The sequence below is a fragment of the Rhodopirellula maiorica SM1 genome (assembly GCF_000346295.1).
Lineage (GTDB): Bacteria > Planctomycetota > Planctomycetia > Pirellulales > Pirellulaceae > Novipirellula > Novipirellula maiorica.
Genome location: NZ_ANOG01000133.1, coordinates 1 through 12,215 on the forward strand (window position 1 = coordinate 1; position 12,215 = coordinate 12,215).

The window sequence follows — 12,215 nt, forward strand, 5'->3', positions numbered from 1 at the left end:
CTCCCGGTAGTTGCAGTGACCTGAGTCACCTTGAGGTAACCGATGGGCGATTCTTGCTTGCGATCTTTCGGCTCATACACGGCCAAGATCGCGTTGTTTGTTATTCCTACTAACTGACCACCAGCGACCGACACGTTCCCATCAATGTTTTCTACACGCAGCGCAGTTGCATGAGGCCATTTCTCAAAGCCAAGAACTTCTTGAGTCAGATTGCCTTCACAGAAAGGTGTCGGCCAGGTTCTTCCAAGGGCTCGGTAACGCTCGATAATACCTCGGCGTAGCTCTTCGTATGACAGTTTTGAATCTCGGTCGGCGCGATGCTGTTCCAAACACTGAAGCAAACAATAGGTGAATAGTCCGTGCGGTACCGGCGCGCCATCGGATTCATCCAATGTTCTGTCTTCGATAGCTTTTTCGTACGCTTGGCAGGCATAAAAAGCCACGACGTTGCATCGTCTACCTTCATCGGACGTCGGCAATTCCCAGCCGACATCTTTGTTGCTTTTAGGCAAGATTGGTGTTCGCGACTTTTCGCTTGCCGGAGCGATACCTCGCACAGTCTCGTTTGGATTGTCGCCGCGAGTCATGGTCCCGGAAAAGCAACTATCAAAAACGATCCAAGTATGGATGCCTTTCCGGTCTAGTACTGACAACCAGTTTCCAATCTGGTCGTCGAGAATGACGTCGCTTTCATCGATAGGCATGAAAAACTCGTCCGTGCCGTCATTCTCAGTCTCGCTTTCGCGTTGGCCACCGTGACCGGACATATAAATTAACAAAACGTCTGGATCGGCGTCTGCCGCCCAGTCAGCAGCGACCACGGTCTCAAATGCAGCGTGAATGTTGTCGAATGTGGGCGGCTTGGTGGTAGGATCGGCGTCACTCAAGACAGTCAAATCGTCTGGCCCAAACCCAAACCGAGGTGTTGATAACGTTTCTTTAAGCAAGGCAACATCAATTCCGCTGCCGTGTAAATCACCATGTGTTTTGTAGTCGGAACATCCAATCAACAGGGCATGCCGCGCGGCAATCGCCTGTTGAGAGATTGCGATTAACAGCACACATGAGAAAAGAACGAGTCGAATCATTGCGAGACCTTTGAGCTTCCCACAACTGGACTCTGGACAGTCCAGTCGTGGCATTCTTTTGAATGACCAATGCCTACCAAGGGTAGTGAGGATGAGGCGGATTCAACCGAAACACCCAGTAATGTTGATGGCCCACGATGTGGTCATGCCATCGATGCCCCTCGTGATCCCTTGCGTCCAAGTAGTGAGCGCCGTGTACATGAAACTGGCGATAGCCGTGGCCTTCGACGTGTCCAATTTCACGACCATTCACATATACATGAACTTCGTCATGGTTATTCCGATTATCAACAACGAGTGTTCCATCGAGGTCTTTTGTCGCGTCACCCTCTTTGGGCATCTTCTCTGCCGCCGCCTTGGCCGCTTTCATCAACTTCTCTCCGAAGTCACCACCGATTAGCTTTGCTGCCGTTGCGATCTCAGTCGGATTCCCGCGTTGCTCTGCAAGTTCCACTGCTTCTTCTTGTAACTGCGACGATGTCAACGACGCTTGTTTTCCCGACAGCGATTCAGCAGCCGACAACAACTTTGCTGCCAGCAGCAAGTCGATTGGTTGGGCGGCCAATCGTGCTGCGTCGATCTTTGCACCCAGGTCATTGATCGCGCTGAGCGAAACGCCTAGTTCGCTGCCAAAGTCGACGAATTTTGCTTGCTTGACCGATTCCGGCTTGAGTTCGACGACCTTCGCGTCGTCAGGGGTCTTCTCTTGGGCAATTGAAGTCGTTGCGATCAAGATCGCGACCATGGAGAGAGAAAGAAGTTTGCGCATTGTCATTACCTCATGCCGTATTGGCAAAAATGGGAGTGGCCGATCCGTCGAGAAAGTGAACATCCTGGTATGAAATACGACCGCTTACCTCAAAGCTGGCGTCATCTTCGAGGCAACCCGCCACCTGGAGATTGTACGGCCCCCTCCACAGGGATGCAATCATCACGATCGTGATACGATTCAGGAAGCAGCTATCAAACGCTTCACACTCACCATTAATGCAGTTAGCCCCTGTTAGCGGAAAGGAATCCAGAAATTTCACATCGGAGTATTCGCAGACACGCTTTGACGAGCGAGAAAATCATCAATGACCAAGCAAGGCCTTGAAACCGCGTCGTCTGCGTCGATGGAAAACCAGTCGCGAGACAAACTTTCCGATTTTAGCGGTGACTGGGACCGACAGGCACCTCGCGACTCGGGAGCACCGCTGGCTTTGCAGAAAGCTTGCGAACAAGCAATGCAATTGCGTCTGAGCGAACGTATCGAATCCGCACAACGATTCGCCGAGACGCTCGACGGTTGGTTGGCACGCACTCGCAGAAAGGATGGCCGTCGTATCGCTTTGTTCGCAATTCCTCTGATCGCGTTGTTGTACGTCGGATGGTTGGCGTGGCCAGGTCCGCAGACTGAAACGCACACCGCACAACCGCTCTTGAATTTGCCCTCGATCGAAACGGTAAAGCGGTTCGGCAATTTGGACATCAAGGTCTGGGCGGAGGAACGGGCTTTCGAATTGGTCAATCGGGTACCCGCGCTTTCGGGCGAGCAGATTCAGGTCAATGCACCGCTGCGTGCGAATCACCATGGTGAACTTTAATTAATCGGCAGCGACGGCGAAACGAACCGGCTCGCCGAATTTGAACCGTTAGGCGAATCCCGCTGGGTGCATTTCCCACTTGACTCAGAGAGAGCGGTTCCGTTGATCGGCCCGACTGGAAGCGAGGCGGTGGTACGGATCGAATCGATGAGTACTCTTTCAGCGCGAGACGTTCAGGCGATGTTGGGTCAGCCGGAAAACTGGCCAGCCCTTGGCAACGCCACCGTGTTTCGCCTCGTTGATGGGCAACTGCGTGTCGAACAGGATGATCGAGCGTTTGGGCAAAGTACGAAATTGGAATCACCTAGTGCGATCGTTCAGAAACACTTGAGAGCGGTCACGAAAGAACTTCAATCGAAGGGAAAACACGTGGAAATTGTTGCTTTTTCACATGTAGAAAAATAAATCTTGAAGATCCTTTCCGCTGCGAACTCACTTTTGCATTGTCTTTGTTGTCGGGCTTAATGAAGCCCATTCACAAAGTCTCCCGCAGAGAAAAGATTCCAATCATGTTGTCGATCACTAAAAACGTGCTGCCCGTCGTCGCGTTGGCAGCCGCATTCACGCTCGGTTTTGGCGGTGAAGCTCAGGCTCAGCACGGTCATGGTTTTCACGGCGGCGGCCACCATGGAAGCCATCACGGCGGTCATGTATATCCTTCGCAACCGTCTTTCCACCTGCCGGGACATCACCAATCGCACTACCCGTCGCACGGCATCCAGTGGCATCAACCGCAGTACCACGACACCACGCACCTCGATTGGCACGCTCCGTCGTTCCAACGTCATGGAAACCACCTTCACTTCCAACCCGGTCACTACGACGTTCACCGCACCGGCCACTGGCACTGATCTTGCCTGCGGAATGAGCTGGCTACCGGAATGCTCCGGTGGCGTGGTCCCAACGGAAGTGCGGGTAGCGAAACTCGCCAAGAGTTTCGGTTCGCCCGGCTAAAACAGAAGGCCGAAAGTCTTGGCGACTTTCGCTACGCCTGTACATTGCGGAATTGACGAAGCGTGACGAAATCTGTCGCAAGACGCGACACTGTCGCGGTCAGGTTGACGACAGTCTCAAGATTTATCGAGAGCTGGTTTCGCGACGTTTTTGCAATGATTCGTCGCTAATCCGCGATTGGTACAGCATATGCGTTGCAATTACTACGTGGTTTTACTGTAGACCCATCAGCCACAATTCGATAGTAATACTGTGACGATTCATCCTGTTGTGCCGATCGTCCGGGCATTTTTCAAAGCGACCATGTTTCACAAGCTCCTCACCTTTTCGACGATGACCGCCGTAGTGCTTCACGCACTGCTGGGTTGTTGCGTGCATCACGCTCACGCGGGTCACACGCACAGTCACGATGTTGACCAGGTGATGTTGGATGTTCCGCACGTGGTTGGTCTTAATGATGCTGGCTACGATCATGAAGGGCATTTCCACGATGGCCATAAGGCTCCGTGCTCTGATGATGATGCGAATGAAGTTGGTTCCGAACAGCCTTGTTCGCAGGCGCCTTGTTCTGGGTCACATGGACCGCATGAATCGTGTGACGAAGCTGACTGCAATATCGTTGCCGATCAACGAGACAACGACATTTCGTTGATGTTGACCGTCGATTGGTCTCCCCTGCTGACGTATTGCTTGTCTTTGTCGTCGCAAGAATTGATCGCACTACGGACGGAGTACGGTTCGCCGCCCGATCCGCACTGCGTGCAGTCGCCCCTCCGCCTCAAGACGCAAGTCTGGCGTCTCTAATGGTCTGCTCTCGTCCGTGATTGGATGAGAGTGTTCGTGCCCCCGCGCCGATGCGGAAGTCGTCAAGACTTTCGATCCTCACGCATCAGCTCCGACACTTTTGGCGAAATCCGCTGACGCTAATCCATGCGTCTGGAATTCACCGTTCATCTGCCACGGACGCTTCTTCGCGTTGACCTTCCTCTGATCCACACGCATCCGAATCGTGGATCGGTTTCTCCGGCAGTTGTTCCGTTGGTTTCGTTACCATGAAAATCCGTATGCCCAAAGTCCCCATTAAGTGGGTTTGGTTAGTCGCCACACTGATCGTTTTGATCGTCGGTGGTATTTCCTGGCAGCATTGGTTCCCGGCCACGAAGGCGTGGGTCGATCGAACCGCTGTTTCGTTCCGAGGTGGCGGCGACGAATCGCACGAGGGTGAGGCGGCTGGCGAGGCTGATTCTCATGCCGGTCACGATCACGCAGCACATGCGGGCCACGACGAGGCGACTTCGCTCGAATTGTCAAAGCAGGCGATCCGCAATATCGGCTTGTCTAACGAAACGATCCGCCCGATCAAGCTGGAAACCTTCCGCCGGTCCATCACGGTGCCCGCCGTCGTCGTTGAACGCCCTGGGCGTTCGCGAGTCCAAGTTGCCACGCCGATGACTGGCGTTGTCACTCATGTTCACGCGGTGCAAGGCGAAGCGGTCGAACCCGGTAGCCTGCTGTTTCAAATTCGTTTGACGCACGAAGACCTCGTCAACGCACAAACTGATTTCGTTCGCACGCTCGGTGAACTGGATGTCGAGAATCGCGAGATCGCTCGTTTGGAGCAGGTCACCAGAAGTGGCGCGGTCGCGGGCAAGGTTCTGTTGGAGCGGCAATACTCCCGAGACAAGCTGAACGCGAACCTCGGTGCTCAGCGGGAAGCACTACGTTTACACGGACTGTCGGACGATCAAGTGAATCAAATTGAACGTGAGCGACGACTGCTACGTGAGTTGCAAGTCTTCACACCAAGCGTGGACAGTCACGGTGAAGCCGAGTTGCGATTGACCCAGCATGTCGTCCAAGCGAGTTTCGTTCAAGAAGACAAGCCCCAGCAGGCTGACTCTCAGCACACGGGCCCGTTGATCCTGCAAGACTTGGCGGTACACAAGGGGCAGTCCGTCAGCGCGGGCGATACGCTCTGCATCCTGGCTGACTACGACGAGTTGTTCATCGAAGGGCTCGCGTTCGAACAAGACATCCGACAGCTTCGAGGTGCCTCACAAAACGGTTGGAAAGTCGACGCGATCATAGAACAACCGGGTTCCGAATCTCGCGTGATCGAAGACTTGGAAATCGCGTATCTGGCCAACCAGGTCGATGCCACGTCGCGCACATTGAACTTCTACGTTCGGCTTCCAAACGAAGTTGCGAAGGATCGTCGCAATGACGGCAATCGCTACGTCGAATGGCGATACATCCCTGGTCAGCGGATGCAGTTGCGAGTGCCGGTCGAAGAAATGCCGGAGCAAATCGTGGTCCCCGTCGAAGCGGTGGCGAGCGAAGGGGCGGAAACATTCGTGTTCCAACAGAACGGCAGTCACTTCGACCGCGTGCCGGTTCATGTGAAGTACCGCGATCAGTATTCCGCCGTGATCGACAACGATGGTTCGCTGTTTCCCGGTGACGTCATCGCCATGCGTGGCGCTCATCAAATGCAAATGGCTCTCAAAAACAAGTCTGGCGGTGGAGTTGATCCACACGCGGGACACAACCACTAAGGAGCCATGTCATGCTTAATTCAATTATTCGATTCGCGTTAAAACAACGCTTGCTCGTCATCGCCGTTGCCTTGTTCCTGGTGGGATTCGGGACTTGGCAAGCGATGCAGGCTCCCATCGACGTCTTCCCCGACCTCAACCGTCCTCGCGTGGTCATCATGACTGAGGCACCGGGGTTGGCGCCGGAGGAAGTCGAAACACTCGTGACTTTCCCCATCGAAACAGCGGTCAACGGAGCCAACGGCGTGCAGGCGGTTCGCAGTGCGTCGGGCGTCGGCATATCGGTCATCTATGTTGAGTTCGATTGGAACACGGACATCTACAACGACCGCCAAATTGTCGCCGAGCGGTTGCAACTCGTCCAAGAACGGATGCCCAAGGGAGTCAAGCCGACTCTAGCGCCAGTCTCATCTATCATGGGCCAGATTTTGATGCTGGGGATGTGGAGCAACGATGGTGAAACGGAACCGCTGGAATTAAGAACGCTCGGCGACTGGGTCGTACGCCAACGATTGCTGACGATCCCTGGTGTGTCGCAAGTATTCACGATGGGCGGAGGTCGCAAGCAGTTTCAAGTGTTGGTCGATCCTGACGCGATGTTGCGATTCGGAATTGCGTTGCACGAAGTCAAGCAAGCCGTTCAAGACAGCAACCAGAACGCGACTGGCGGATACTTGGACGAACAAGGGCCAAACGAGTTACTCGTTCGTGGTCTGGGTCGTGTCCAGAGCATCGAAGACCTGCAAAAGGTCGTCGTCACGATGAAGGAGGGCCGACCGATTGCATTGGGCCAGATCGCTCGCGTCATCGAAGGCCCTCAAGTCAAACGTGGCGATAGTTCGGCCTGGGTGCGTGATGAAGACGGGCAATACAGTGGCGGACCAGCAGTCATCCTTACCATCAATAAGCAACCGGGCGCCGACACGCGGCGCGTCACCGAGGACGTGATGGCTGCGATTGATGAGTTGCGGCCTTCCTTGCCTGGTGATCTCCGCATCGAACCGCTTTACACGCAAAAGTCGTTCATTGACCGAGCGATTGAGAACGTCGTTGAGGCGTTGCGTGACGGCGGCATCCTGGTCGTCATCATTCTGTTTTTGTTCTTGATGAACGTTCGCACGACGTTCATCACGCTGACGGCGATTCCGTTGTCGTTGGTAATGACTGCGATCGTGTTCTCGATCTTCGGACTCTCGATCAACACGATGACGCTGGGCGGTTTGGCTGTTGCGATCGGCGAATTGGTCGATGATGCGATCGTGGATGTTGAGAACATCTATCGACGACTCAAAGAGAACCGGGCGAGTGATAACCCGAAGCATCCTCTGTTGGTGGTATTCCGTGCGAGTATTGAGATTCGCAACTCAATTGTGTTCGGAACGATGATCGTCATCCTTGTCTTCCTGCCGCTGTTCGCACTCTCTGGTATGGAAGGACGCCTGTTCGCTCCCCTAGGTGTCGCGTACATCGTTTCGATTCTGTCGTCGCTGTTGGTTTCCCTAACCGTAACTCCCGTGCTGTCGTACTGGTTGCTTGGTAAACAGAAGCTGAAGGGGCATGAGAAAGACGGTTTCGTCCTGCGAGGTATTAAGTGGATCGGCGACAAAGTCATCCGCTTCAGTCTGACTGTGCCGCGATTCAACTTAGCTGTTACAGCGATTCTGGTCGCTCTATCAGGGATGTTTCTGATGAGTCTGGAACGCGATTTTCTGCCTCCGTTCAATGAAGGTGCCGTACAACTCAACGTCGTCTTGCCACCGGGAACTTCACTGGCGACTTCCAACGACATTTCCAGCCGCGTCGAAACGCGATTGCGAGAGATTGAAGACATCGAAGGATTCATTCGACGTACTGGTCGTGCCGAACTGGATGAACACGCCGAGGGCGTGAACATGAGCGAATTTATTTTGGAACTCGATCCCGAGTCGCCGCGATCCCGCGAAGAACAGCTCGAAGAGATTCGCGAAGCAATGGCGGATATTCCTGGCATCGTCACGGCGGTCGAGCAACCCATCGCTCACTTGATCTCGCACATGATTTCAGGTGTGAAGGCGCAAATCGGCATCAAAATTTACGGTGACGATCTCGACCTACTTAGACGTAAGGCGGGCGAGATGGAAGCGGCGATGAAGGCGGTGCCGGGAACGAAAGATGTGCTGGTCGAACCGCAGGTCATCATCCCACAACTTCGGATTGAACTCGACCGCGACAAGCTGTTGCTTTACGGACTCAGTGCCGTCGAAGTCAATGAGTTCATCGAAACGGCGCTTAACGGACAAGTCGTTTCCGAAATCCTGATCGGCCAACGCACGTTCGATTTGATGCTGCGTCTGGATGAGGATTACCGCGAGAACCTGCAAACGCTTCGTCGTTTGACGATTGATCTTGCCGATGGCGGCAAGCTGCCACTGGAATCGGTCGCCAATATCTACGAATCAGGCGGCCCGAACACCATCAACCGCGAAGATGTTCGGCGGCGGATCGTGTTGCAATGCAATGTGTCAGATCGCGGTGTGGTTGATGTGGTGCAGGACATTCAGAAGAAGGTTCAACCCATCGTCGAGTCGCTGCCGCCGGGCTACTTCGTTCAATACAGCGGTCAGTTTGAAAGCCAACAATCGGCCTCGCGAGTGATCGGCGTTCTATTTGCCGTCTCGCTCGTCGGCGTGTTCTTGGTGCTCTACACGATGTTCCGCAGCGTCAACCTCTCGTTGCAAGTGATGATGGCACTGCCGATGGCGTTTATCGGCTCGGTGGCCGCGTTGGTCATCACCGGCCAAACATTGACCGTCGCCGCAATGGTTGGTTTTATTTCGCTGGCCGGAATCGCATCACGCAACGGCATCCTGTTGCTGAATCATTACCTACATCTCGTGCAGCACGAAGGCGAAGACTGGACGAAAGAAATGATCGTGCGCGCCGGGTTGGAGCGTCTCGCTCCCGTGCTGATGACCGCACTGACTTCTGGCATCGGCTTGGTCCCGTTGGTCATGGCGGCGGGCGAACCGGGCAAGGAAATCCTGTATCCGGTCGCGACCGTGATCCTCGGCGGCCTAATTAGCTCGACGCTGCTCGACTTCTTCGTTCACCCGGCATTGTTCTGGCTGATCGGCCTGAAATCGGCGGAGCGAGTGGTCAACGAATCCAGAACCGACATTCCTCTGTTTGAAGAATCCGAAGACGAGAATTTTCACCAACCAATCAACCCTTCTCCGTCACGGACGACAGAGGCTTCCCAGTCCCATTCCGAACCCGCGACCTAAGACAGGAAGCGAACGGATCTTTTTCCAAAAAGGAAAGTTCGATGTTGAAACAAATTTCAAAACTACTGTGCGTCTTCGCACTCGCATCGGTAGGCAGTGTTGCCGGTGCCGAAGAGTCGATCGCATTCTGCTTGCCTCAGTGGAAAGAAATGCACTTCGACGATTCCGCCAAGGCACAACAGCACCTTGCTGCCGTGCAGAAACTTGGCTGCGAAGCCAAGATCGACAGCCACGGTGGACACACCGATGTGGTTTATCGCTCGCCCAAATGGAAGAGCATGGAAGTCGCCAATGACGAACTGGCTCACCAATGGGAATCGTGGCTCAAGAAAGCGGGCTTCGAGACCTTGCACGGTCACGCGGCAGATCACAGCGGCGACGCTCACGCCGGGCATGAAGGTCACAACCACGCGGCACACGACCACGATCACGCCGGACACAGCCACGCGGTAGGCCAAGTCGAAGAGGTCAACTATCGCATGACCCAGTGGAAAACACTGCACCTTGAAAACCAAGAACAACTCGCAGAGTTGACAGCAATGTTAAAGGGTCTCGGCTGCGAATTGAACAGCACGCATCATTCCGGCCACGCCGACTTGAGTTTCCGTTGTCCGCAATGGAAGCACATCGAAGTGGGTTCGCATGAAGTCGCGACGACTTGGGAGCAGTGGCTCGCCAAGACAGGCTTCGAGGTGAAGCACAGTCATTAAACAGAGTTCAAATTGCAATCCCCTATCTTGAATCAACAATCTCCAATGGAAAACCCATGAAACTTTCAAGCAAACTCTTCATATTCGTTTTGGCATCGGCAACCTTCGGCCTTGTTGGCTGCAAAGACGAGGGAACCAACGCTGGAACTGGCGTTGAATCGTCGCCACCTCCAGCCACAGTTGACGATCACGCAGGCCACGCACATCCCACCGAAGGACCGCACCACGGCGGATTGATCGAACTAGGAAACGAGGAATATCACGCCGAACTCATTCACGACGATGACACTGGCTCGGTGACCATCTATGTGCTCAACGCTGCCGCGACCGAGCAAGTCCCGATCGAATCGACGGAAGTGACGATCAACGTCAAACATGATGGTAAACCAGAACAATTCAAGCTGGCCGCTTCGCCTGATGCAAACGATCCGCAAGGAAAGTCGTCACGCTTTGTTTCAACCGACGCCGAACTCGGCGAACACCTGGATGAAGAAGGAGCCGATCCGAAACTCGTCCTGACGATCAACGGAAAATCGTACCGAGGAACGATCGCGCACGACCATGATCACGAAGGTCACGACCACGAGTGAATGAAGAGTGATGATTGCAGATTGGAGGTTGAAAAGCATCACTCTCCAATCTGCTTTGGTCTTTTTTCAATCCGCACTCTCGAATATCAAATCTTCAATTTCAAATCTCAAATTACTAAAGGAATGACTACGATGAAACGGATTTTCAATCAAACGACAATCGCATTGACGATGACTCTGGTAACCGCTTGCTTCGCGATGGCTCAAACCGCGCACGCAGCGAGTCCTGCCGAGCAAGCGATACAAGCAGCGTCGGCAAATAGCCAGTTTGCGTTCGTGATGTTCTATCGCGGCAACGACGCAGCGACACAAGCGATGCACGGCACGCTGCAATCAGCCCTGGCCAATCGACAAGACGCCGTGCTCGTTCCCGTGCAAATCGGTGACGTTTCCGAGCAAGCGTTGGTCAAACAATTTGATGCTACTCGGATGCCGATGCCAGCAATCACCACGCTCGCTCCCAACGGCGCGGTGTGCAGCGTTTTCCCACGCCGGGTGACCGAGCAGCAACTTGCCGCCGCGATCGTTTCGCCCGGACAGACTCAAATCCTCAAGGCGTTGCAAGACCGCAAACTCGTGTTGCTGTGTGCTCAGCCTGCCGCCGGTTTCCCCATTCCCGTTGGAGTTCAACAGTTTCAGGCTGACAAGCTTTACAGCAACCGAACCGAAGTCGTCACCGTGTTGGCAAACGATCCGGCCGAAGCTGAATTCTTGACCAAGATCGGAGTAAAGCCCCCCCAACCGACACCCTTGGTTGCATTCATGGCGCCTCCGGGCGTCATGGTCGGCACTTTCAACGCCAACGTCAGTTTCGATGTGTTGGCTGAGAAGTTAGCGGCCGCTGGAAAATGCTGTGACGACGAAAACTGCAAACATCACCAGTCGGCCACCGCCAAGCAGCCATCGCGTCGATAGCGGGCGGGTCGAGAGTTGAGAGATGAGAGTCTAGAGCATCTTGCCCTGGACTCGACTCTCTCGACTCTGGTTCCACCAATCTTCAATCTCAACTACACAATCATCAATCGACGGAACGGATTCTATGAAACTTCGACACATGATATGGAAAGAACTCTGGCAGCGGCCCACTCCGATGCTAACTAGTTTGCTGGCCGTCACGCTCGGCGTCACAGCGCTCGTTGCGATTCAAAACATCACCGTGTTTTCAGAACGCAAGATCGCTGGCGACATGGAGTCACTCGGTGCGAACGTTTTTGGTTTTGCCTCCCAGTGTCACGCTGCAAGACTACTACGGTGCCGACATGCACGGGCACACGATGCCCGAAGAATACGTCACCCGGCTTGCACTTGCTCGATTGCCGGGCGTTGAAAACTTGGCTCCCAAGTTGTGCGTCGAAGCGGAAGTGGACACGATTCCCGTCACGCTGACCGGCATCCTGCCTCGCAGTGAATTCCAAGCCAAGGCCGCTTGGCAGGGACTCGGAATGTTAGGCAATGCGGTTGGCAGCGAT

11 protein-coding genes and 1 pseudogene are annotated in these 12,215 nt (G+C 54.3%); 9 read left to right on the top strand and 3 right to left on the bottom strand.

Annotation, left to right across the window (positions count from 1 at the left end):
- The coding region (locus RMSM_RS03865) for a caspase family protein (RefSeq protein ID WP_008691851.1) at positions 1 to 1,088 on the bottom strand (1,088 nt) is incomplete at its 3' end.
- 73 nt (positions 1,089 to 1,161) lie between these two features.
- A complete protein-coding gene (locus RMSM_RS03870; RefSeq protein WP_008691853.1) occupies positions 1,162 to 1,833 on the bottom strand; it encodes a hypothetical protein in 672 nt (223 codons plus the stop codon).
- A 331-nt stretch (positions 1,834 to 2,164) separates the two neighbouring features.
- Here RMSM_RS03870 and RMSM_RS42330 point away from each other — a divergent pair, with 331 nt between their 5' ends.
- The 3 genes from RMSM_RS42330 to RMSM_RS40630 all read left to right on the top strand — a co-directional run bounded on the left by RMSM_RS42330 (position 2,165) and on the right by RMSM_RS40630 (position 3,525).
- A complete protein-coding gene (locus RMSM_RS42330) occupies positions 2,165 to 2,674 on the top strand; it encodes a hypothetical protein (protein WP_236621998.1) in 510 nt (169 codons plus the stop codon).
- A 147-nt stretch (positions 2,675 to 2,821) separates the two neighbouring features.
- On the top strand, positions 2,822 to 3,079 hold the full coding sequence (locus RMSM_RS42335; RefSeq protein ID WP_236621999.1) for a hypothetical protein: 258 nt from the start codon (positions 2,822 to 2,824) through the stop codon (positions 3,077 to 3,079).
- Positions 3,080 to 3,183: 104 nt separating this feature from the next.
- Positions 3,184 to 3,525 (top strand): hypothetical protein, encoded by a 342-nt coding sequence (locus RMSM_RS40630; protein WP_008691859.1) that lies wholly within the window; start codon positions 3,184 to 3,186, stop codon positions 3,523 to 3,525.
- A gap of 316 nt (positions 3,526 to 3,841) precedes the next feature.
- On the opposite strand, the gene RMSM_RS40635 is transcribed toward RMSM_RS40630, so the two are convergent.
- On the bottom strand, positions 3,842 to 4,126 hold the full coding sequence (locus RMSM_RS40635; RefSeq protein WP_160168220.1) for a hypothetical protein: 285 nt from the start codon (positions 4,124 to 4,126) through the stop codon (positions 3,842 to 3,844).
- A gap of 554 nt (positions 4,127 to 4,680) precedes the next feature.
- Between RMSM_RS40635 and RMSM_RS03895 the strand changes: the two genes are divergently transcribed.
- From RMSM_RS03895 to RMSM_RS42340, 6 genes and pseudogenes are all read left to right on the top strand, one after another.
- On the top strand, positions 4,681 to 6,183 hold the full coding sequence (locus RMSM_RS03895) for an efflux RND transporter periplasmic adaptor subunit (RefSeq protein ID WP_008691865.1): 1,503 nt from the start codon (positions 4,681 to 4,683) through the stop codon (positions 6,181 to 6,183).
- A gap of 11 nt (positions 6,184 to 6,194) precedes the next feature.
- The gene (locus RMSM_RS03900) at positions 6,195 to 9,446 is read left to right on the top strand and encodes an efflux RND transporter permease subunit (protein WP_008691866.1); all 3,252 of its coding nucleotides are present in this window, start codon (positions 6,195 to 6,197) and stop codon (positions 9,444 to 9,446) included.
- A gap of 41 nt (positions 9,447 to 9,487) precedes the next feature.
- Positions 9,488 to 10,156, top strand: coding sequence for a hypothetical protein (locus RMSM_RS03905; RefSeq protein ID WP_008691868.1), 669 nt, complete (start codon positions 9,488 to 9,490; stop codon positions 10,154 to 10,156).
- Positions 10,157 to 10,212: 56 nt separating this feature from the next.
- Positions 10,213 to 10,746, top strand: a complete 534-nt coding sequence (locus RMSM_RS03910; RefSeq protein ID WP_008691870.1) for a hypothetical protein — start codon at positions 10,213 to 10,215, stop codon at positions 10,744 to 10,746.
- A 132-nt stretch (positions 10,747 to 10,878) separates the two neighbouring features.
- On the top strand, positions 10,879 to 11,661 hold the full coding sequence (locus RMSM_RS03915; RefSeq protein WP_040764006.1) for a hypothetical protein: 783 nt from the start codon (positions 10,879 to 10,881) through the stop codon (positions 11,659 to 11,661).
- A 284-nt stretch (positions 11,662 to 11,945) separates the two neighbouring features.
- Positions 11,946 to 12,215: pseudogene (locus RMSM_RS42340) on the top strand (ABC transporter permease); the annotation flags it as partial.

Excerpts from the sequence above, each read along its gene's own strand:
- RMSM_RS03905 (WP_008691868.1), top strand. The coding sequence starts at position 9,488 with ATGTTGAAACAAATTTCAAAACTACTGTGCGTCTTCGCACTCGCATCG.
- RMSM_RS42335 (WP_236621999.1), top strand. The coding sequence starts at position 2,822 with ATGAGTACTCTTTCAGCGCGAGACGTTCAGGCGATGTTGGGTCAGCCG.
- RMSM_RS03900 (WP_008691866.1), top strand. The coding sequence starts at position 6,195 with ATGCTTAATTCAATTATTCGATTCGCGTTAAAACAACGCTTGCTCGTC.
- RMSM_RS42330 (WP_236621998.1), top strand. The coding sequence starts at position 2,165 with ATGACCAAGCAAGGCCTTGAAACCGCGTCGTCTGCGTCGATGGAAAAC.
- RMSM_RS40635 (WP_160168220.1), bottom strand. The coding sequence starts at position 4,126 with ATGGCCATCGTGGAAATGCCCTTCATGATCGTAGCCAGCATCATTAAG.
- RMSM_RS40630 (WP_008691859.1), top strand. The coding sequence starts at position 3,184 with ATGTTGTCGATCACTAAAAACGTGCTGCCCGTCGTCGCGTTGGCAGCC.
- RMSM_RS03870 (WP_008691853.1), bottom strand. The coding sequence starts at position 1,833 with ATGGTCGCGATCTTGATCGCAACGACTTCAATTGCCCAAGAGAAGACC.
- RMSM_RS03915 (WP_040764006.1), top strand. The coding sequence starts at position 10,879 with ATGAAACGGATTTTCAATCAAACGACAATCGCATTGACGATGACTCTG.
- RMSM_RS03910 (WP_008691870.1), top strand. The coding sequence starts at position 10,213 with ATGAAACTTTCAAGCAAACTCTTCATATTCGTTTTGGCATCGGCAACC.
- RMSM_RS03895 (WP_008691865.1), top strand. The coding sequence starts at position 4,681 with ATGAAAATCCGTATGCCCAAAGTCCCCATTAAGTGGGTTTGGTTAGTC.